This window comes from Chryseobacterium sp. Leaf394 (genome assembly GCF_001424105.1).
Taxonomy (GTDB): Bacteria; Bacteroidota; Bacteroidia; order Flavobacteriales; family Weeksellaceae; genus Chryseobacterium.
Genome location: NZ_LMQH01000004.1, coordinates 118,034 through 138,367 on the forward strand (window position 1 = coordinate 118,034; position 20,334 = coordinate 138,367).

Here is a 20,334-nt window from a genome sequence, read left to right on the forward strand (position 1 = left end):
ATATAACGATTTTTTAAATATCAAAAACTTTTTATTGAAAAAACTTTTCGAAACAAACCAAAATACCCGCGAACCTTTTGTTTTCCAAATATGGAATTGCAAATTTAAACAAATATTTCAATTAAAAAAATCTCAAAGCAAATCCGAATCTATTTTTATCTCGTATATGAGAGAACTATTAATTCAAATATTAAATATTATGAACAAACTACTTTCTCTACTTGTAGCAGGAGCTGTTATGAGTACAACATTATCATGTAACGACGACGATGTAAACGGAATGGATCCAATGGTACAGGGACCCGATCTTATGGTGTATGGACTGACGGACAGTAATGAGATCACCTCATTCAATGCCAAAAACACCGGAACATTTATCTCTAAAACTGCAATAACAGGTATCACGGCTGGCGAAAAACTGATGAGCATCGATTTCAGACCTGCAACCGGTGAGCTTTATGCATTATCCAGTGCGAGTAAACTGTATGTAATTAATCCTGCGAATGCATCGGCACGGGTAGTAAGCACAACAGCTTTTACTCCGGCAATTTCAGGAACGATTGCTTCGATTGATTTCAATCCTACAGTAGACAGAATCCGTTTGGTGACCAGTACCGGACAAAATCTAAGATTACATCCTGAAACCGGAGCAACTGCCGCAACTGACGGCGCTATTGCAACAACTTCATCGATAACTGGAATTGCATACACAAACAGTACATCTGGAGCCACAAGCACTACTTTATATGATATTGATGTAACTGCAGGAAAATTATTTAAACAAGACCCACCAAACAACGGTACTTTGGCAGAAGTAGGAAATTTAGGTTTTACTTTTACAGGTCAGGCTGCTTTTGACATCAGCCCAGATAATAAAAATGCATTAATGGCAGTAACAAGCGGCGGACAAAATGCTTTATACAGTGTAGATCTTGCTACAGGAAAAGCTTCCAGCATTGGTGCTTTACCTTCAAAAGTAGTTGATATTGCGATCCCGACTAATCCGGTGGCTTACGCTGTGAATAATGCTAATGAGTTACAGATCTTTAATCCTAACGATCCTTCACAGGGTATGGTTTCTAAAGCTATTGGAGGTCTACAGGCTGGTGAGGGCATTTTAGGAATTGACTTCAGACCGCTCAACGGACAACTTTACGCTTTGGGAAGCTCAAGCAGAATCTATACAATTAATCTCGGTACCGGTGGTGCAACGCAGGTTGGTACAGGTACACTTACAACTCCTTTAGTAGGAACTGAGTTCGGATTTGATTTTAATCCTACTGTGGATAAAATAAGAGTAGTCAGCAATACGGGACAAAACTTAAGACTAGACCCTGTTACCGGTGCTGTAACAGCGATTGATACTGTACTGAATCCAGGTACGCCTAATGTAAGTTCAGCAGCGTACACTAACAATTTCGCTGGAGCAACTGCTACAGAACTTTTTGTAATTGATCATAACACTGACAGATTGTATCTTCAGAATCCACCTAACGGAGGTGTTTTAGTTGAAAGAGGTGCTTTAGGAATCAATATCACATCAGCGAACGGATTTGATATTGGTGCGATGTCTCAGAAAGCTTATCTTTTGGCATCTGTAGGTACTGAAAATAAAATTTATGTTGTAAATCTTACGACGGGAGCTGCTACATCTTCAGCATCATTCCCGAATCCGGTGAAAGGATTTGCAGTTGGTTTAGGATTCTAATCATTCAAAAATAATTTCAAAAAAAAATCTCACGAAATTTTCGTGAGATTTTTTTGTTTATGACGTTAAGATTTACACAGTGGTCAGTCTTAATGTATTTGTTTTACCACCTTCGAATGACGGTGTTGCGTTGATGTTGATTACAAAATCTCCTGATTCGATGTAACCGTAGTTGTGCGTAAGCATATTAACCTGAATAATAGTTTCATCTGTAGATTTATTCATATCATAGTAATACGCTCTTACACCCCAAAGAAGATTCAGCATGTTGATTACTCTTCTGTTTCCGCTGTAGACGATGATGTGAGAATTTGGTCTGTGTGCGGAAAGCTGGAAAGCTGTGTATCCGGAATTCGTTAAGGTTACAATAGCAGAAACATTGGTCGTTTTGGCAATTCTTACTGCTGCAAGACAAACACGGTTTGTGATGAAACGCTCATCGATACAGTTGTAATCTTTTTCAATAGGCGCATTTTTGTGCTGATAAAAATGAGTCATCTCAATATTCTTCACAATTTTAGCCATATTTTCAACTACCTGTACAGGATATCTTCCCACTGAAGTTTCACCCGAAAGCATTACGGCATCAGCACCATCCAGTACAGAATTTGCAACGTCATTCACCTCTGCTCTTGTAGGCGTAAGGCTGTTGATCATTGTTTCCATCATTTGAGTAGCAATGATTACAGGTTTTGAAAAGAATCTCGCTCTTTCTACCAGATTTTTCTGAATAGCAGGAACTTCTTCCATAGGAACTTCTACACCGAGGTCACCACGTGCAACCATCAGTCCGTCACATTCCAATAAAATTTCGTCGATATTTTTTACACCTTCAGGCTTTTCAATTTTAGCAATAATTGGCGTTTTAAACTTACCGTTAGGGTGAGTCGCAATTAAATCTTTCAGATCAATAATATCCTGAGCATGACGGACGAATGAAAGTGCGATCCAGTCTACTTCCATATCCATCATAAAGTTGGCATCCTGAATGTCTTTTTCCGTCAAAGCCGGAAGAGAAACATTGGTGTTGGGAAGGTTAACCCCTTTTTTAGAACTTAAAGGTCCACCCTGAATGGTTTTAGCCTTAACGGTATCTAAATTATTAGTTTCCAGAACTTGTAAAACAAGTTTACCATCGTCGATAAGGATTCTTTCACCAACCTTTACATCCTGAGGAAACTGCTGGTAAGTCATGTAAACTTTTGTAGAATCTCCCTCAATTTTTTCATTGGTAAATGTAAGTACATCACCAGGATTGAGATAAGAACCTTCTTTTACAACCCCTACTCTCAGTTTAGGACCCTGAAGATCTCCCAAAATCCCTACTGAATAACCATATTCCGCATTCAGCTCTCTGATAATGGAGATATTGCTTCGAACCAAATCGTAATCTGCGTGTGAAAAATTTATTCTGAAAATATCAACACCTGCCTTCATTAATCCCAACATGACTTCCTTTGAAGATGAAGCCGGCCCAAGTGTTGCAATGATTTTTGTCTTCTTTAAATACTTATTCATAATACTGTATTATTTGATAAAGTTCTTCATCAGAACTCAATATATAATCCTGTATTGGAAATACAAGATTTTCAGGGAGCAAAATTACGGAAAAATCAGCATATTGTTCTGAACTGTGCAGAATATATTCCACATCAGGCTGATTATTTAATAAAAATTTAATGTTATCTTCTTCCGCAAAGAGCTCGGTCTGAATTTTTTTTTGCCTACTTTCAGATGATCTGTTTGATATGAAAGTGTAGCATGTTTTTGTAAATTTGTGATATGCTTCAAAACGGGGAAAGCAGTAATCGTAGTAGGAACCATTAAATATGAGATCCTTTATTCTGGAGAAACTCAGATGAGAATTCCTGTTTATTTTAAAGAAAAACTCGTGATCGTGCATAGACTTTACCAACCTCACCAATCCAATGGTGATATCTTCGGATTCTATCTCATCAAGATCATAAAGTTTTTGTACTTCCAAGAATATTTTCCTTTTTGTTTAAAATATAAAATGCCCGCTGCGCAGCTTTCTCTTCGGCTTTCTTTTTTGAAGTTTCTGTGGCATTGGCTATTTTTTCGTCACCAAAGCAGACATGACATCTGAAAACCACCGCCTTATTGGGCTGAATTTCTTCGCAGGTTTCGTATTTTATATTCAGTTTCTTCTTCTGAGCCCATTCTAAAAGAAGACCTTTGTAGCTTACAATTTTGTTTTCAAGCTTGATAATTTCTGACGGTGTCAAAAGTCTTTCCAGCACGATCCTTTTGCAGGTATCATACTGAAAATCAAGATAAACCGCGCCAACCAGAGCTTCAAACAGATTTCCGCAGATATTTTCTCCCAAAGCCATTACAGCAGTCTGCTTCTGCAGGAGCTGTGTAAGTTTCAGGTCTTCGCCCAGTTTATTGAGGTTCTTACGGTTGACGATTTTAGATTTCATCTGCGTAAGATATCCTTCATTAGCCTGAGGATAGTTTTGAAATAAATGGCAGGAAATAATAGTTCCCAAAACAGAATCTCCCAAAAACTCAAGTCTTTCGTAATTTCTTTCGCCGTTTTTAGAAGAACTTTTCAGCGAAAAAGCCTCACGATAAAGGTCGACATTATTCACCTCAGCACCTAAAATTTTGTATAATTCTGTACTGAGGAAAAAGTCTCTCTCTGTGAGTATTCTTTTTCTTTGTTTGAGTAGGAATTTAGAAAAATATTTCTGTAACTCCATTTGTAAATTTAGATTTTCTTAAAAAGAACGCAAGCATTGTGTCCACCAAATCCGAATGTATTGCTCATAGCAACCTTCACATCTTTCTTCGCCGCTTCGTTAAAGGTAAAGTTCAGTCTGCTGTCGATTTTTTCATCATCGGTAAAATGATTGATCGTTGGCGGCACAATACCGTTAATGATCGTTCCGATAGCAGCAATTGCTTCAATTACACCAGCTGCACCCAGAAGGTGACCGGTCATTGATTTTGTAGAATTAATCTGAATGTTATAGGCATGCTCGCCAAGTAATCTTGAAATTGCATTGGATTCTGCGATGTCTCCCAATGGCGTAGATGTACCATGCATGTTGATATGATCTACATCATCAGCAGTTAAACCTGCATCTTCCAGACAGTTTTTCATTACAAGATAAGCTCCCAAACCTTCAGGATGTGGCGCAGTCATGTGATGTGCATCAGCACTCATTCCTCCACCTAATAACTCTGCATAAATTGTTGCTCCACGTTTCACAGCGTGCTCATACTCTTCAAGAATAATACATCCTGCCCCTTCGCCCAGTACAAATCCGTCTCTGTCTTTGTCAAAAGGTCTTGAAGCTGTTGTAGGATCATCATTTCTTGTAGAAAGCGCCATCATAGCGTTAAAGCCTCCCACTCCACTTGCAGTAACGGCAGCTTCAGAACCTCCGCACACGATTACATCTGCCTTTCCGAGCTGGATCAGCATTTTAGAATCGATAATAGCGTTGGCAGAAGATGCACATGCTGAAACCGTAGTATAATTCGGACCGTGGAAACCATATTCGATAGAAATATGTCCCGGTGTGATGTCCGCAATCATTTTAGGAATAAAGAAAGGATTAAATCTTGGAATATCCGTATTTGCCCAGCCCAAAACTTCTGTTTCGAAAGTTTCAAGACCGCCAATTCCGGAGCCCCAGATTACCCCTACCCTCAGTTTATCTACGTTATCTTCAATAATTCGTGAATGAGCTACAGCCTCTCTGGCTGCAACCATTCCGAATTGTGTGTTTCTATCCATCTTTTTAGCTTCCTTCTTGTCGAAGTGCTGAAGAGGATCGAAGTTTTTTACCTCGCAGGCAAATTTTGTTTTAAAATTTGTGGCATCAAAAAGAGTAATCGGAGCGGCACCGCTCTCACCTTTTACAAGATTTTCCCAGTATTCCTGTGCATTGTTGCCTATTGGCGTTAATGCTCCGAAACCAGTTACAACTACTCTTTTTAATTCCATAAATTTTCTTTAAAGTTCTTTGTTGAAGAATATTATTTATTTACTACTTCTTCGATATAAGCGATAGCGTGACCTACAGTAGTAATTTTTTCAGCCTGATCATCAGGGATTTGAATATTGAATTCTTTTTCAAATTCCATGATTAACTCAACTGTATCTAGTGAGTCTGCTCCTAAATCGTTTGTGAAGCTAGCCTCAGGAGTCACTTCTGTTTCTTCAACGTCAAGCTTATCAGCGATGATAGCTTTTACTCTTGATGCAATGTCTGACATAGTAAATATTTTTTTTATTGTTAGATGGTGCAAATATATAAAATTCTTTACGATAAAACATTTTTTTAGTCTTTTTTGTCGGTAGACTATCGTTATTTTAATACGGTGCGTTTTAGTGTTTTCGTAATCAAGGGATTAGAATTTTTATTATTTTATGACAAAATAGAATAGAGTTATAGTTTTAAAGTAGGTAAATCTAACTCCTTGTTTTCTTAAGTTATTATTTAATAGTCTTTTAGTAAAACGAATGACCTACAAAAGAGTTTCTAAATAATTCTTTAATTATGGATTTCCACATTTTTCATTGAAAATTCATGTGTAACTTTACGCTTTTACACAACTACAACTTGTTTTTAAGTTAGGATTGCTATATTGGAATTTAATTATTTTTGTTTCTGTAATCATATATTTCAGTTAAAAATCCTATACAATATTAAATTTCTCTCATGTCAAAAATAAAGATTTCTAAAAAAAATGCTAGTTCAGTAGGATCCTTTAAAGGTCTTGTCAGGACAGTCTTTGCTTAGAGTTCAGTCATTAAAATTATATAAGTTTTAGATTTAATTAAAATAAAAATGCTCAATTATTATTACTCAGACTCAATTAAAAATTTTCTTCAAAAATCTTTACAAACTATAATTGGAGAAATTTCTGTAAATGGAAGACTTGGGCACATTAACACAGAACTTTTTGCCTGGGAATTTCAAATTAATCTACTTCAGGAAATCCTGGTTGATTATGAGGGACGATTATTCTTTGAGTTTTCAATACCCAGAATGGGAAAAAGAGTGGATTGTTTACTGATAATAAAAAATATTGTTTTTGTAATTGAGTTTAAGGTAGGCGAAAAAGAATATCTTAATCACAATGTTGAACAAGTTTGGGATTATGCTTTAGATTTAAAAAACTTTCACCAACCAAGTCATAATTTACTACTGGTTCCTATTTTAGTGGCTACGCAAGCAAATTCCTCTTATATTGAAATAATTAGCACAAGTCATCAGGATAATCTTATAAATCCACTAAAAACAAATGCTGCAGATTTGCAGAAAACAATAAATTCGGTATTAAATTTCTTTTCGTCAAATGAATCCATTGATAGTGAAGACTATGTGCAAGGAAGTTATTCACCTACACCTACTATAATTGAAGCAGCAGTAAGTTTATACAATAATCATAATGTTGAAAATATTACGAGAAGCGATGCGGATGCTAAAAATTTAAGTATTACAACAAATTATATTTCTGAAACGATTGAGCTTGCAAAAAATAATAACAAAAAAATTATATGTTTTGTTACGGGCGTTCCTGGAGCGGGTAAAACTCTCGTTGGATTAAAGGTAGCTGCTGAACACCTGGATAAGGAGAAAGGTAATTCAAGCGTTTTTCTTTCAGGAAATAAACCCTTAGTTGACATTTTACAAGAAGCCCTTACAAGAGATAGAGTTGTTCAGGAAAAGCTAAAAGGGAATAAAATCACAAAAAAACAGGCAAGAGAAAGTGTAAAAACTTTTATCCAAATCATTCACCATTATAGAGATGAATACTTAAGAGATCCTAAAGCGCCTTACGATCACGTTGCAATTTTTGATGAGGCACAGCGAGCCTGGACCAAAGAACAAACGGTCAAATTTATGCAGCAGAAAAAAGGTATTACTAATTTTCAGTTTTCTGAACCAGAGTTTTTAATTTCTTGTTTAGATCGACATCAGGACTGGGCTGTTGTGATTTGCCTTGTTGGTGGCGGACAAGAAATCAATACAGGCGAGGCAGGAATTTCCGAATGGCTTAATGCTGTAAAAAATAAATTTCCAGATTGGGAAACTCATATTTCACCAAATCTATTTGATAGCGAATATGCAGCACAATTAGCAATTGAATCATTGGGAAAAAGTAATCAAATAGTATATAATCCTGAACTGCATCTTTCTGTTTCAATGCGTTCCTTTCGAGCTGAACATTTATCAAAACTTGTTAAGCAAATTCTTGATATTGATGATAATTCACAACAGACTTTACTCGATCTTCAAGATAAATATCCAGTTGTTTTAACACGAGATTTAAATAAAGCCAAAGACTGGTTAAAAGAAAAAGCCAGAGGATCGGAACGATATGGTTTAGTTGTTTCATCACAAGCTTACCGTTTAAAGCCTTTAGCGATTGATGTAAAAACTCCAATCAATCACGTAAATTGGTTTTTAGATGATAAAAATGATATTAGATCTAGCTACTTTCTAGAAGATGTTGCAACCGAGTTTCAGGTGCAAGGACTTGAATTGGATTGGTCTTGCGTCATCTGGGATGGTGATTTAAGGTTTGTCAATAATGAGTGGAAGTCATACTCTTTCGTTGGCAGCAAATGGCAAAATATACATAAAGACGTTAGAAAAAAGTATCTTCTTAATGCTTACAGAGTTTTGCTTACAAGATCTAGGCAAGGGATGATAATTGTTGTACCTGAAGGAAATCCTGAGGATCACACTCGACTGCCAGAATTTTATAATTCAACTTTTGAGTATTTAAAAAGTATTGGCTTTGAAATATTGTAGGTACAACAAGATATTATAAAAAGCCTAATGAGAAATCATAAAAAAATTTGGTACTAAAGCCTACAATCAGATTTGAAACAAAAAAAAATAAACCACTGAAATCCAGTGGTTTATTTTATCCCTGTGGAGTTGGAGGTTTTCGAACCTTATATATTTTAACATAACTTAAAATATGTAAGTTCTCTANTTTATCAGCATTTTAACTATATTTGTATAAACTAATATACTTAGTTTTTATGTCTAAATATAGAAGAAGTAGCACCTAAACTGGCACCTGATGAATTACACTTTTAAACTCAAGCAACCCAATGGTACAAAGGAAACTCTGATTTATTTCCGTTCATTTTTCAACAATGAAAGTAAGAATTTTATCTATTCTACTGGTGAGAAAATAAAACCAACCGAATGGGATTTTGAAGGTAGGCAACCTAATGACCTAAACGGAAGAACTAAAAGGGCAGAGATTCATCGAAGTGTTAAAATGCAGTTGGATAGATATAGTAGTTTTTTTACAGAGATTGTTAATCGATATAAGAACATAAATGAAGAACTTACCGTTGATATTCTTAAACAAAGATTTGATGAAAAATTCAAAAAAATAACAGTTAAAAGTGATTTCTTTAGAATTTATCAGGAGTTTTTAGATGAGAAGGAAAACGACTATACTGGTAATTCGATTTCAAACTCAACTCTAAAGCGTTACAAATGCAATAAGAATTTACTCGAAGATTTTGAAAGCAATAGCAAAGTAAAGATCAGCTTAGGAAAATTTGACAATAAACTTTATAACAAATTTCTAAAATATTGTATTGAAGAAAAGAAACATTCTGCAAATACATTACATAGAAATGTTGGTCTGCTCAAGACTTTTCTTCTTTGGGCTCTAAATAAAAAATATACTTACAATAACAATTTTATTGCTTTCAAGAAACCTGCGAAATTTACAACTGATGAAATAGCTTTGAATTATGAACAAGTTGAACTCATATATAATTACAATCTCAGTGAAAACAAAAGATTAGAAAAGGTTCGTGATCTTTTTGTTTTTGGTTGTACTACAGGAATGAGGTTTGGCAATTACAGTACGATTTCCAGAAGTGATGTTGACGGAAATTTCATACGGGTTATTGATTTAAAAAGTAAATCTAAAAACTTAGCAATTCCTTTAAACAGTATTTCTAAATCAATACTTGAAAAGTATGATTATAATCTGCCAAGTATTACAAATCAAAAGATGAATGAATATATTAAAGAGGTTTTTAAAAAGTTAGAGTTTACCGATGAAATAAAAAAAACTATGAAATATGGTGATGAGCTGGTAGACCAAAAAGCTGAATTTTGGACGAGAATTTCCTCGCATACTGCAAGAAGAAGTTTTATTACTATAATGAAGAACAAACGAGTTCCGGATAAGGTAATTATGAGCTACACGGGTCATACCAGCTTAGAAGTGTTTAATGCCTACTACAGACCAAGCGAAGATGATAAAATCAACTATATGAATGAGGTTTTTAAATAATCACTATTATAATTATGGATCATAAAAAACTTTACGGACGTTGGAATTTTTGGGAGGAATTTGTCGGCTATCCGATGATGCTTTATCATTTGATAAAACGAGAAAAGATTCAGGAGCGGTTTCAAAGGAGAATTGAAAAAGCCAAGCAAAAATCCTCTAAAGTTGTACTCAATGAAAAATTGAGGAATGAGTATTTGATTAGATATGAAAAGTTAGATAACTTCTTCAGTTTTCATTTTAAAGATATTGATACATCACGAAATCATAATTTTGAAGACAAGATCCAGTATTGCTTAGATCAATATAAGAAAGAATCAAACAGCCTGATAAGTTCAAGTAATTTAATGAAGTTGCAAGGCAATTTTCTAAGTGGCGCCGAAACAACGCTTTTTCTATATTTTGCTTTACAAAGCAAAACAAATAGAGAAATTCATTTATCAGATATTATGATTGGTGAAAATAGTTCTAAAATTTTCATCGCTTTTTTAAAAGATAAAAAATTCATCGATGAAAATCACAATCTGCTCGTGGATCAGAAATCTTCTTTCATCAGAATCCACCGATTCTTAAAAGACAATCATATTATAAATCCGGATTTTCAAGATACCACTATTATTGAGGCTATGGAAAACGAATATAATTCCAATTTTGACAAAGGAACATTTTCACGGGCAATAACTGTGAAACCTAATGATTTTGAGGAAACTATCTATCACGAAATATCTAAGCTGTTTAATATCAGGCATTAAACTTTACGCAATTGAGTAGAATTGCATTATTAGTTATTCCAATCATACAATTTTGTCTGCAAATAAATATCACAGATTATGCAGACAACAAACCCATTCCAAACCATTCTCGACGAATTAGGGGAAGTGAAAGACTTACTCTATTCTCTCAAAAAAGAACCTGAAATTGAGTTGAAAAAGAAACTATACTCTATCAAAGAATGTTCAGAAATTCTAAAACTCGATTATCAAACCGTACGCTCACATATTTTAAAAGGTAACATTAAGGCGGAACAAATTGGAAGATTCTACAGAGTCAACCATTTTGATCTTATGGATGCTTTAAACGAAGTCAAGTCGCTTAAGTATAGAAGATAGATAGAGACTTTTTATTTATCAAGCATTCCAATTCACCCTTCCGTATTTCCTGTACGGAATCAAAACTTTAAAATATGAGCGAAAAAATCCCATATCTAAGAGTAGGGACAACCTACTATAAAACTATTGAGAAACCATTAATCTCAGGAGATAAGATCTCAATACTAACTCGATGGAATCGTGAAACCATTATCAGCGATCACGGAAAGATATACGTCTCAAAAGTTCCTAAGTATGACGGTTTCTGTTGTATACCATCCCATTTGCAATACCAACAAATTATCCAAGGATTCTATAATGTTTACAATGAGATTCCTTACCAGCCGATTAAAGAGACACTGGAGCAAACAACCCTACTAGGAAAGATTCCATTTTCACTTAGATTTATGGAGCATATTTTTGGAGAACAGTTGGAATTAGGATTGGATTACATCAAGATCTTACTGCAATATCCAACACAGATACTCCCTATTCTTTGTCTTGTAAGCAAAGAAAGGTCTACAGGAAAATCCACTTTCATCAAATGGCTGAAATCTATTTTTGGACTTAATATGACCTATATCAAAGGTGACTCATTTAGCAGTCAGTTCAATTCGGATTGGACATCTATGTTGATCGTTGCTATTGATGAAGTATTCTTTGATAAAAAGGAAATTACAGAACGTTTAAAATATCTTTCCACGACTGATAAAGATAAGAAAGAGGCAAAAGGAAAAGATCGTGAAGAAGTGGAATTTTTTGGAAAATTCATTCTCTGTTCCAATAATGAAGACAACTTCATCCAGATTGATGAAAATGAGATCCGATTCTGGATTATCAAAATTAGATCAATCAAAAGCGAGAACACTGAATTTCTACACAATCTAAACAAGGAGATTCCCTATTTCCTTCGTTACCTAATCCAAAGACCTTTTCACAGCCGTAAGGAGACAAGAATGTGGTTCACAGATTCACAGATTAGAACAAAGGCTCTTCAAAGATTGGTTTGGAAAAATAACAATAAACTGGAATCTAAGATCATCGAACTTTTATATGAGTTTTTCCAAAGTACCGAAGACAAGATTATTAACTGTATTCCGCAAGATATTTTCAATATGCTTGGTAAAATGTTCAGCAAACAATATTGGACAGTAAACGATATACGGAAACTGCTGAAAGAAATCTGGAAGCTCGAGCCTCAAAACAATTCATTAGCCTATATCAAATACGACCTAGATTATGGCTTAAGTTTTTTTCAACAGAATAAAACAGGGCGGTATTTTACAATAGAAAGGAATTTTATTCTCCAAAAATTTGATGAAATGATGAATTAATAGATAATAAAAAGAAAATCAATGTGTTATCTCTCATCAAAAGCCTCATCAAACTTTTAAACCTTGATTTTTGATGAGAGGATGATGAGAAGAATATTTCCACTTTGATGAGGTGATGAGACTTTGATGAGAGTTTAAATTATTGTTAATCAATTTTTTAAAAGGCTTTCTCATCAATTCATCAAACATTAGACAAAACTAAATCCGTCTACTTTACCCATCAAAATTCATACGCTTATTACTAAAAACATTAAAAAGTACAACAATGAACTGCAAACAATTCAACAGCATATCGTTGGAAGAAGTCCTCCTTTCTCTCGGACACCTTCCAACGAAACAAAATGAAAAAGAAGCTTGGTATCTCAACCCTTTTGCCAACGAATCCCAAGCCTCTTTTAAAATCAATAAAAGTCTAAACTATTGGTATTTATTTTCAGAAGGGATCGGAGGAACGAATACCGACTTTATGAAGAAATACCTGAACGCTTCGGTCAATGAAGTTTTAGTATGGGCAGAAAATCAAAATTTTTCTTCATTTCATCAGCAAAGTATTTCAAATCAGAAAGCAGAAAATTTATCTAAACACTATGAGATCATTGAAATTAAAAACGTTCAGCATCCTGCACTTTTGGAATATTTAAGAGAAAGAAAAGTTGGAAATCAAACTCAGTTCTTAGACGAAATTCATTACCGAATGAAAGATAAAAACTATTTCGGAATTGGCTTCAAGAACTATTCTGGCGGTTATGAAATCCGCAATAAATATTCGAAAATTTGTTTGGGCAAAAAAGATATTTCAACCATAAAAAACGGATCAGAATCGCTTCGGATTTTCGAGGGCTTTTTCGATTTTCTTTCCTTTAAAAATGTAGAGAACTTTTTAGAAAAAGAACCTGTCGATTATCTCGTTTTGAATTCCGTTTCGATGATTTCTAAGATTAAAAATTCACTTGAAAATTATAAAAATATTGAGCTTTATTTTGATAATGACGAAGCAGGAAATCGTGCCGTTGAAATGATTAAAAATGAAAACAAAAACGCAGAAGATTGTCGGGTTTTATATTCAGATTTTAAAGATTTAAATGATTGGATGATTCACAAAAATCCATCACCTGAAAGGCAAGTGAAGCAAAGACGAAGGTGAGTAAAATAAATACAGGTAAAATATGGTGGTATGTTAGTGCAAAAAGTACCCAAAGTTTACAATAAGCGTACCCGCTGATTGCAAAATTGGGATTTTTGATTTCTTCCTATCGTCAGAAATGTTTTTTAAATGCAATAAAATTTACACAATGGAAAAAGACTTTTTACAAGAATTTATAAACCAAGCCACCAAAGAAAATGAAGTCAAAATTGCTCAGGAAAAGAGAAAAAAATATTTTCAGGAATTAGGTCGTAAAGGTGGTTTAAAAACCAAAGAAAATAAAAAATTGGACAAAGTTATTTCAATACGAATGACCAATGCTGAATATGAAATTCTACTTAAAAAACAAGAAAAACATCCGCTGAAATTGTCCACTTATATTCGGAATGTTTTGTTCGAAAAGGAACTTAAAATTAATGAATTCCAAACTGATGAAGTGTTGCTTCAATATGGAAATCATTTCAAAAAAATCACTAATCTTTTAAGAAATCGGGAATGGAATGTTTTTGAAAACAAGAAAGATATTTTAGTAAAAATTGAAAATCTGATCCAATTAATTCATCAATATTTATATTCTAAAACTCAGAAAAATGAATAATTCGGCAACCACAAGAACCATTACAAAAATTGCTTTGGAATACAATGCAAACGATAAAGGAACAGCAGAAATGGTGGCTTCGAATTATCTTTTGAGTGACACTGCTGAAGGTCAATTTAACGAAATGAAGACCGTAGCTGAAAGAAATCTCAAAGTGAAGAAATGGGCATTGACGGGTTATATTTCTCAACCAGACGAGATAGGCAGAGTATTAAAAGATGAGGAATTAAAACAGATTGCGATGGAAACTCTTGCAAAAGTTGGTGTGACAAACAAAAATCAGTACCGACTGGATATTCACAATAGTACGAAACATAAGCATATTCATTTTATCGTGAACAGGATTGATATTTCGGGAAAGTGCACCGTGAAATCACACGATATCGGAAAGAGATTTGGTGAAGCTGTCAGAGAAGTTTGTAAAGAGAAAGGATTATTAACCGATGTTGAAATTGGAGTGCAAAAAAAAGCCGAGATGTTGAAAATCTTGACCGAAACTATCAGGGCAGAAGATAATTTTGATGATCTGATCTTATCAATGAAGAAAAAAGGTTACGAAGTTCAATTGTCTTCAAATGTCAAAGACGGGATTTCGGGAATGCGAATTGTGATGGAAAAAGACAAAAATTTTCAAACTGAAAGGATTTATATAGCTGGTTACAAATTGTCTGAAATTTCAAATCAATTGAAAATCTCTGAAATAAAATCTTTTTTTGAAGTTAAAACTGCGGTTAAGGAAGTACAAAAATACGCTAGCAACTTAAAGGAATTTCGGGAAAATATACAACAAAAAGGATTTTCTGTAAAGATGCAATACAATGGAGAATTTAAAGCCAATCAAAAAAATGAAATTCAAGATATATGGATCAATAAAGTTGATAGTAATCAACAGAAAAGCGGATTCTTCTTCCGGAAAAATGTCGGATTCTCTCTGTCGGCAATAGATCCTGGTCTTGATGATCTGGTAAAATCATTAAGTCAAAATAGTGTAAATAATGATGCAAGTAATCATCTGAAATCAGACCCAAATGAAAGCTTAATAGATATTGCAGGCGATTTAATACGCGACTTCCTTAATCCAACCTATGTTTCTCAGGACGAAGATGAACTCTGGAAAAAGAAGCGAAAATTAAGAAGATAATTAAAAATATAAAACAATAAATATGGATAGTGAAAATAAAGAATCTAAAAGTAACGCAATGGAACTTTTAGAAAACGTGATCAAATCAAATATGGAAAATATTGAACAAAATATCAAACTTCAGTTTGCCATTGAAGATCATACGACTCTATTGAATGATTTAAAGATCTGCTTGGAAGACGGACAGTCACTCAATAATGAAACTGTGGTCTTTTTCAAATTAATGCAAGCCAAAATAACTGAATTTCTTGCCAGTATTCCTACCCAGACAGAAATGGTTCTTTCAAAAGAAACTAAAGATTATTTGGAGGGTTTAGGAAAGGATATACGATGGAAGAAGAAATTTATTTGGAGCGGAATTGGAGTTTTTGTCTTTGCGGTTTTAGTACTGATCGCCTCCATTAATTTCTCAACCAATTGGTACAAAGAAAGCATCAAAGCTAAAAGTGAACTACGCCAAGATATTTTAAATGAAATTGCTGATGAAGGAAAAAAAATCTACGATGAAAATGAGATAACAATTTTGAGAGAAAACACTCAAATAATGCAATTATGGATTAAAAATAATCCTAAAAAAGCGGAAGATTTTCTGAGGTTTAAAGATGGATATAACGCAAGTAAGGAAAATCATTAAAGAATTATCAATCAGCTGGAAAATTACTTTGGAGGTGAAAATTAAGGTAAAAACCTTCGGTGAATATATTTTCTACTATTTGAATTCTTTTTGAATTGGATCCCTAAGCTTCTCTTTAGACAATTTATTAAAAAATATTTTGCGAAGTAAATATTATATCGTAATATTGCGATATAATATTTTTGGAATTATGGGAGCTACTAAAACAGAACATTTTACAGACAAACAAAATCAAATTGCAACTATTGCAAAAGCATTGGGGCATCCTGCCAGAATTGCTATTATTGAGTATTTGATGAAAGTTAATGAGTGTATTTGTGGTGACATCGTGAATGAATTACCATTAGCTCAACCAACAGTTTCCCAACATTTGAAAGAATTGAAAAACGCAGGGATTATAAAAGGTAACATTTCCGGAAACGCTATCTGCTATTGTATAGACGAAAAGACTATCGAAATTTTAAACACTTATTTTTCCGCAATAGTACAAACCGTTACCAAATCAAAATGCTGTTAGCATTTTTTTATCAAAATATATCGCAATATTGCATTTAAACTATAAAGATTCAATTATGAAATTATCAGAAGTCAAACAAATTTTGCCAACATTAGAAAATGTTGAATTCCAATTAGAGAATGGTGCTTTTGTTCCTGAACATTTTCACGTTACGGAAGTAGGAATGATCAATAAAAACTTTATTGATTGTGGCGGTGTCATCCGTTCAGAGAAGGTTGTCAATTTTCAGCTTTGGAATGCAGACGATTTTGAACATCGTTTGAAACCTAACAAATTACTCAACATTATCAAACTTTCTGAAGATAAATTAGGAATAGAAGATTTTGATATTGAAGTTGAATATCAAAGTGAGACAATCGGTAAATATGATCTGGAATTTAACGGGAAAACATTTATTCTAAAAAATAAGACTACAGCTTGTTTAGCACAGGACGCTTGTGGAATTCCATCAGAAAAAGAAAAGAAAAACTTATCTGAACTTAATGTAAATCAAAACAATTCTTGCACACCAGGTGGCGGATGTTGCTAATTCAGTTGCTATGGAAATAAAGCCTATTACCAAAGAAAATTTTCCAGAGCTGGTAGAAATCTATGGTCAGGGATTAGAAACCAATATTGCCACTTTTCAAAATGATTTGCCAATATGGAAAGATTGGGATAAAGGACACCTTAATTTTTGCAGGATCAGTATTTATGAAAATAAAGAAATGCTTGGTTGGGCTGCATTATCTCCTGTCTCCAGCAGATGTGTTTATTCGGGCGTAGCTGAAGTAAGTGTTTATGTAGCAACAATTGCAAGAGGGAAAGGGATTGGTGAAATGTTGTTGAATGAATTGATTAAACAAAGTGAGTCAAATGAAATATGGACTTTACAATCCGGGATATTTGCAGAAAACCAAAATAGCATAAGATTACACGAGAAATGTGGTTTCAGGATCATCGGCTATAGGGAAAAAATTGGAAGAAAGAATGGGGTTTGGAAAGACACTGTCTTGATGGAATGCAGGAGTAAAATTACTGGAATAGATTAAAAATAAAAATTATAAAATCAACAAAAAATGAAAATTGCATTATTCAGCGACATTCACGCTAATCTTCCTGCATTGGAAGCATTCTTTACAGATGTTGAAAAAAGAAATCCCGACAGCATTTATTGTTTGGGAGATTTAGTAGGTTACAATATCTGGCCAAACGAAGTGGTCAATGAAATCCGTAAAAGAAGAATACCAACTATTGCAGGCAACTACGATTTTGGTATTGGGAGAATGAGCAATGAATGCGGTTGCGCCTACAAAACAGACGCTGAGAAGGACAACGGAAACATTTCCATTTCTTTTACTAATTCTTTGATGAAAGACGACGAACGTGCGTACCTGCGTACACTTCCAGCACATATAAAAGTAGAATTTCAATTGAATGAAGACAAACTAAACCTGCTTTTGGTACACGGGAGTCCGAGAAAAATAAATGAATATCTTTTCGAAGACCGTGAAGAAAAAAGTATGCTCCGCATTATGGAACAGGCCGATGCCGACATTATGTGTTTCGGACATACACACAAACCATATCACAGAGTTTTAAATTCGGGTATTGATGGTCAAGATCATTTTCGTCACGCAGTAAATATCGGTTCGGTTGGGAAGCCGAAAGACAATGATATCAGAGGTGGTTATGTGATGTTGACAGTTGATGAAAACAGTTCTATTTTGAACAAAGAAAGCATCAGTGTAGAATTTATCCGTTTTGACTATGACTTTGAAAAGGCAGCAAAGGCAGTGGAAGACAGCCCTCTTCCAAACGAGTATGCAGAAAATCTAAGACGTGGCTATTAATCTTCAAAAATCTAAAAAATGGAACTTTTAAAAGATTTATATTATTCTAAAGAACATACTTGGGTTCGTATTGAGAACAAAATTGCAACTGTCGGTATTACAGCATTCGCTCAAAAAGAATTGGGAGAAATCGTATACGTTGACTTGCCGAATGTTAATCATAACTTCAAACAAGACGAAGTATTTGGTTCTGTAGAAGCCATTAAAACCGTCAGCGACCTATTTATGCCTCTTTCAGGGAAAATAATTGAAACCAATGAGCAACTTTTAAAAGAGCCAACGATTGTAAATTCTAATCCATTTGATAATGGCTGGATGGTGAAAATTGAAATTGAAGACCTAAGAGAAACTGAAAATTTATTAACAGCGGAACAATACGCTCAACTCAATAATTAGACGATGCAACCAAAATTAAAATTCCTCGACCGCTTTCTTACCTTATGGATTTTTTTAGCAATGCTTTTGGGCGTTGGGTTGGGATATTTCTATCCTAATATCTCTACTGTCACAAATTCTTTGTCTGTCGGAACAACTAATATTCCTTTAGCAATAGGATTGATTTTGATGATGTATCCACCGTTGGCAAAAGTGGATTATACTCTTTTACCAATGGCTTTTAAAGACAAGAAAGTAATGTCGGTATCATTACTTCTAAATTGGATTATCAGCCCTATTTTAATGTTTGTTCTAGCTATCATTTTTCTACGAGATGAGCCGGACTATATGATTGGTCTAATTTTGATTGGTCTGGCAAGATGTATTGCAATGGTCATTGTCTGGAACGATCTGGCAAAAGGTAATCGGGAGTACGCAGCACTGCTAATCGCATTAAACAGTATTTTCCAATTGGTGTTCTATAGTTTTTATGTCTGGCTTTTCATTAATGTACTACCACAAAAACTAGGCTTAGGTAATTTCAATGTTGCTGTACCAATGAAAGACGTTGCCGAGAGTGTATTCATTTATTTAGGGATCCCATTTATTGCAGGATTTTTGAGCCGCTATTTCTTGATTAAATTGAAAGGAAAAGAGTGGTTCAATAGAAAATTCATTCCGGCTATTTCACCTATTACTTTGTATGCTTTGCTGTTTACTATAGTATTGATGTTCAGTTTGAAGGGAGACAAAATTTTAGAGCTACCAATGGACGTTGTTAAAGTTGCTATCCCATTAGTAATTTACTTTGTTCTCACATTCTTCATCAGCTTTTTCATTAGTAAGGCATTGAAGGTGCCTTACGATAAAAACGCATCGATTGCTTTTACGGCAACTGGAAACAATTTTGAACTAGCGATTGCCGTTGCTATAGCAGTTTTTGGAATCCATTCTTCACAAGCATTTGTTGGGGTCATCGGCCCTCTTGTGGAAGTACCTGTTTTAATTTTATTGGTAAGGGTTAGTTTGTGGCTGAAACAAAAATATTAGAATTCATCTTAATTGTAAACAGCTCGTAATACAGAAATAGTTATTTTTACCATTTTGATGATTTTCTAAAGTGTTTATCCATCTCATTTATCCCTTGACATAATGTAGTCCTACGATAATTTTTCGTTACAACCAAAGACACAATAATAAAATTATATTTAATACTTTTGTAAAGTGAAAGTTTTAAGACTCATATTGACATTCTATTTCATCGCATTATTGGTAATGCCTTGCAGTGATATCAATGCAAAGTCTTTATCAAATCATTCTTCCAAAACTTCGATGCAGGCGGAGGATACTCATTCTGACGAAAGTGATGATACCTGTTCTCCTTTCTGTTTTTGTAGCTGTTGCCAAATCACGGTTATTGCATTTAAGGTTGAACCTTTATTAGAAATTCCAACAAAGATTTCCTTCTATTTTTCAAAAAAGATTCTTTTTCACAAGAATAATATTGCCTATCAGGTTTATGACCACATTTGGCAACCTCCCAAAATTTAATTTTTTACCGATTTTTTGAAAGACACTGTAATTGATGCATTGTCTTCAATATTATGTTTGCTGTACTATTATTATTGATATTCGGACAGGTTCTGC

Annotated in this window: 22 protein-coding genes; 17 read left to right on the plus strand and 5 right to left on the minus strand. The window is 34.1% G+C overall.

Annotated elements, in window-relative coordinates:
* The first annotated feature begins 199 nt into the window (after positions 1-199).
* Entirely contained in the window at positions 200-1,708 is a 1,509-nt protein-coding gene (locus ASG21_RS01250; RefSeq protein WP_056075230.1) for a DUF4394 domain-containing protein, read from the plus strand.
* A gap of 72 nt (positions 1,709-1,780) precedes the next feature.
* Here the strand turns inward: ASG21_RS01250 and pyk are convergent, their stop codons facing one another.
* Genes pyk through ASG21_RS01275 form a run of 5 tightly spaced genes read right to left on the minus strand, consistent with a single transcriptional unit; the run spans position 1,781 to position 5,959 of the window.
* Positions 1,781-3,226, minus strand: a complete 1,446-nt coding sequence (gene pyk, locus ASG21_RS01255; protein ID WP_056074834.1) for a pyruvate kinase — start codon at positions 3,224-3,226, stop codon at positions 1,781-1,783.
* Entirely contained in the window at positions 3,219-3,692 is a 474-nt protein-coding gene (locus ASG21_RS01260) for an IPExxxVDY family protein (protein WP_056074836.1), read from the minus strand. The genes pyk and ASG21_RS01260 overlap by 8 nt, the downstream gene beginning before the upstream one ends.
* Positions 3,670-4,434, minus strand: a complete 765-nt coding sequence (gene rnc / locus ASG21_RS01265) for a ribonuclease III (protein WP_056074838.1) — start codon at positions 4,432-4,434, stop codon at positions 3,670-3,672. Before rnc ends, ASG21_RS01260 begins: the two co-directional genes overlap by 23 nt.
* 8 nt (positions 4,435-4,442) lie before the next feature.
* On the minus strand, positions 4,443-5,687 hold the full coding sequence (gene fabF / locus ASG21_RS01270; protein WP_056074840.1) for a beta-ketoacyl-ACP synthase II: 1,245 nt from the start codon (positions 5,685-5,687) through the stop codon (positions 4,443-4,445).
* A 32-nt stretch (positions 5,688-5,719) separates the two neighbouring features.
* On the minus strand, positions 5,720-5,959 hold the full coding sequence (locus ASG21_RS01275; RefSeq protein WP_002976354.1) for an acyl carrier protein: 240 nt from the start codon (positions 5,957-5,959) through the stop codon (positions 5,720-5,722).
* A gap of 575 nt (positions 5,960-6,534) precedes the next feature.
* Here ASG21_RS01275 and ASG21_RS01280 point away from each other — a divergent pair.
* The 16 genes from ASG21_RS01280 (at position 6,535) to ASG21_RS20705 (ending at position 20,238) form a co-directional block, all read left to right on the plus strand.
* On the plus strand, positions 6,535-8,508 hold the full coding sequence (locus ASG21_RS01280) for a DUF2075 domain-containing protein (protein WP_056074842.1): 1,974 nt from the start codon (positions 6,535-6,537) through the stop codon (positions 8,506-8,508).
* A 277-nt stretch (positions 8,509-8,785) separates the two neighbouring features.
* The gene (locus ASG21_RS01285; protein ID WP_056013289.1) at positions 8,786-10,027 is read left to right on the plus strand and encodes a tyrosine-type recombinase/integrase; all 1,242 of its coding nucleotides are present in this window, start codon (positions 8,786-8,788) and stop codon (positions 10,025-10,027) included.
* A 14-nt stretch (positions 10,028-10,041) separates the two neighbouring features.
* Positions 10,042-10,776, plus strand: coding sequence for a hypothetical protein (locus ASG21_RS01290; RefSeq protein WP_056013291.1), 735 nt, complete (start codon positions 10,042-10,044; stop codon positions 10,774-10,776).
* Between the two features lie 78 nt (positions 10,777-10,854).
* On the plus strand, positions 10,855-11,133 hold the full coding sequence (locus tag ASG21_RS01295) for a helix-turn-helix domain-containing protein (RefSeq protein WP_002976362.1): 279 nt from the start codon (positions 10,855-10,857) through the stop codon (positions 11,131-11,133).
* Positions 11,134-11,207: 74 nt separating this feature from the next.
* Entirely contained in the window at positions 11,208-12,446 is a 1,239-nt protein-coding gene (locus ASG21_RS01300) for a primase-helicase family protein (RefSeq protein WP_056074844.1), read from the plus strand.
* Positions 12,447-12,711: 265 nt separating this feature from the next.
* Positions 12,712-13,590 (plus strand): toprim domain-containing protein, encoded by an 879-nt coding sequence (locus ASG21_RS01305; protein ID WP_056074846.1) that lies wholly within the window; start codon positions 12,712-12,714, stop codon positions 13,588-13,590.
* A 148-nt stretch (positions 13,591-13,738) separates the two neighbouring features.
* The gene (locus tag ASG21_RS01310) at positions 13,739-14,188 is read left to right on the plus strand and encodes a hypothetical protein (protein WP_056075232.1); all 450 of its coding nucleotides are present in this window, start codon (positions 13,739-13,741) and stop codon (positions 14,186-14,188) included.
* A complete protein-coding gene (locus ASG21_RS01315) occupies positions 14,181-15,329 on the plus strand; it encodes a relaxase/mobilization nuclease domain-containing protein (RefSeq protein ID WP_082482326.1) in 1,149 nt (382 codons plus the stop codon). The genes ASG21_RS01310 and ASG21_RS01315 overlap by 8 nt, the downstream gene beginning before the upstream one ends.
* A 22-nt stretch (positions 15,330-15,351) precedes the next feature.
* The gene (locus tag ASG21_RS01320; protein ID WP_056013305.1) at positions 15,352-15,963 is read left to right on the plus strand and encodes a hypothetical protein; all 612 of its coding nucleotides are present in this window, start codon (positions 15,352-15,354) and stop codon (positions 15,961-15,963) included.
* Positions 15,964-16,153: 190 nt separating this feature from the next.
* Positions 16,154-16,480 carry a metalloregulator ArsR/SmtB family transcription factor gene (locus tag ASG21_RS01325; RefSeq protein ID WP_002981116.1) on the plus strand — a complete coding sequence of 109 codons (327 nt, stop codon included), beginning with the start codon at positions 16,154-16,156 and terminating at the stop codon, positions 16,478-16,480.
* 55 nt (positions 16,481-16,535) lie between these two features.
* Positions 16,536-17,009 carry a DUF6428 family protein gene (locus ASG21_RS01330; RefSeq protein ID WP_027377091.1) on the plus strand — a complete coding sequence of 158 codons (474 nt, stop codon included), beginning with the start codon at positions 16,536-16,538 and terminating at the stop codon, positions 17,007-17,009.
* A 10-nt stretch (positions 17,010-17,019) separates the two neighbouring features.
* Complete coding sequence (locus ASG21_RS01335) at positions 17,020-17,511, plus strand: GNAT family N-acetyltransferase (protein ID WP_056075235.1); 492 nt, start codon at positions 17,020-17,022, stop codon at positions 17,509-17,511.
* A 27-nt stretch (positions 17,512-17,538) separates the two neighbouring features.
* Positions 17,539-18,312 (plus strand): metallophosphoesterase family protein, encoded by a 774-nt coding sequence (locus ASG21_RS01340; RefSeq protein WP_056013307.1) that lies wholly within the window; start codon positions 17,539-17,541, stop codon positions 18,310-18,312.
* 18 nt (positions 18,313-18,330) lie between these two features.
* Positions 18,331-18,708, plus strand: a complete 378-nt coding sequence (gcvH, locus tag ASG21_RS01345; protein ID WP_056013310.1) for a glycine cleavage system protein GcvH — start codon at positions 18,331-18,333, stop codon at positions 18,706-18,708.
* A gap of 3 nt (positions 18,709-18,711) precedes the next feature.
* A complete protein-coding gene (gene arsB / locus ASG21_RS01350; RefSeq protein WP_056013313.1) occupies positions 18,712-19,737 on the plus strand; it encodes an ACR3 family arsenite efflux transporter in 1,026 nt (341 codons plus the stop codon).
* A gap of 174 nt (positions 19,738-19,911) precedes the next feature.
* Positions 19,912-20,238 (plus strand): DUF6660 family protein, encoded by a 327-nt coding sequence (locus ASG21_RS20705; RefSeq protein WP_082474554.1) that lies wholly within the window; start codon positions 19,912-19,914, stop codon positions 20,236-20,238.
* Positions 20,239-20,334 lie beyond the last annotated feature (96 nt).

What these genes read in the sequence shown, in the direction of transcription:
- ASG21_RS01250 (WP_056075230.1), top strand. Translation starts at nt 200, where the DNA reads ATGAACAAACTACTTTCTCTACTTGTAGCAGGAGCTGTTATGAGTACA.
- pyk (WP_056074834.1), bottom strand. Translation starts at nt 3,226, where the DNA reads ATGAATAAGTATTTAAAGAAGACAAAAATCATTGCAACACTTGGGCCG.
- rnc (WP_056074838.1), bottom strand. Translation starts at nt 4,434, where the DNA reads ATGGAGTTACAGAAATATTTTTCTAAATTCCTACTCAAACAAAGAAAA.
- fabF (WP_056074840.1), bottom strand. Translation starts at nt 5,687, where the DNA reads ATGGAATTAAAAAGAGTAGTTGTAACTGGTTTCGGAGCATTAACGCCA.
- ASG21_RS01275 (WP_002976354.1), bottom strand. Translation starts at nt 5,959, where the DNA reads ATGTCAGACATTGCATCAAGAGTAAAAGCTATCATCGCTGATAAGCTT.
- ASG21_RS01280 (WP_056074842.1), top strand. Translation starts at nt 6,535, where the DNA reads ATGCTCAATTATTATTACTCAGACTCAATTAAAAATTTTCTTCAAAAA.
- ASG21_RS01285 (WP_056013289.1), top strand. Translation starts at nt 8,786, where the DNA reads ATGAATTACACTTTTAAACTCAAGCAACCCAATGGTACAAAGGAAACT.
- ASG21_RS01290 (WP_056013291.1), top strand. Translation starts at nt 10,042, where the DNA reads ATGGATCATAAAAAACTTTACGGACGTTGGAATTTTTGGGAGGAATTT.
- ASG21_RS01295 (WP_002976362.1), top strand. Translation starts at nt 10,855, where the DNA reads ATGCAGACAACAAACCCATTCCAAACCATTCTCGACGAATTAGGGGAA.
- ASG21_RS01300 (WP_056074844.1), top strand. Translation starts at nt 11,208, where the DNA reads ATGAGCGAAAAAATCCCATATCTAAGAGTAGGGACAACCTACTATAAA.
- ASG21_RS01305 (WP_056074846.1), top strand. Translation starts at nt 12,712, where the DNA reads ATGAACTGCAAACAATTCAACAGCATATCGTTGGAAGAAGTCCTCCTT.
- ASG21_RS01310 (WP_056075232.1), top strand. Translation starts at nt 13,739, where the DNA reads ATGGAAAAAGACTTTTTACAAGAATTTATAAACCAAGCCACCAAAGAA.
- ASG21_RS01315 (WP_082482326.1), top strand. Translation starts at nt 14,181, where the DNA reads ATGAATAATTCGGCAACCACAAGAACCATTACAAAAATTGCTTTGGAA.
- ASG21_RS01320 (WP_056013305.1), top strand. Translation starts at nt 15,352, where the DNA reads ATGGATAGTGAAAATAAAGAATCTAAAAGTAACGCAATGGAACTTTTA.
- ASG21_RS01325 (WP_002981116.1), top strand. Translation starts at nt 16,154, where the DNA reads ATGGGAGCTACTAAAACAGAACATTTTACAGACAAACAAAATCAAATT.
- ASG21_RS01330 (WP_027377091.1), top strand. Translation starts at nt 16,536, where the DNA reads ATGAAATTATCAGAAGTCAAACAAATTTTGCCAACATTAGAAAATGTT.
- ASG21_RS01335 (WP_056075235.1), top strand. Translation starts at nt 17,020, where the DNA reads ATGGAAATAAAGCCTATTACCAAAGAAAATTTTCCAGAGCTGGTAGAA.
- ASG21_RS01340 (WP_056013307.1), top strand. Translation starts at nt 17,539, where the DNA reads ATGAAAATTGCATTATTCAGCGACATTCACGCTAATCTTCCTGCATTG.
- gcvH (WP_056013310.1), top strand. Translation starts at nt 18,331, where the DNA reads ATGGAACTTTTAAAAGATTTATATTATTCTAAAGAACATACTTGGGTT.
- arsB (WP_056013313.1), top strand. Translation starts at nt 18,712, where the DNA reads ATGCAACCAAAATTAAAATTCCTCGACCGCTTTCTTACCTTATGGATT.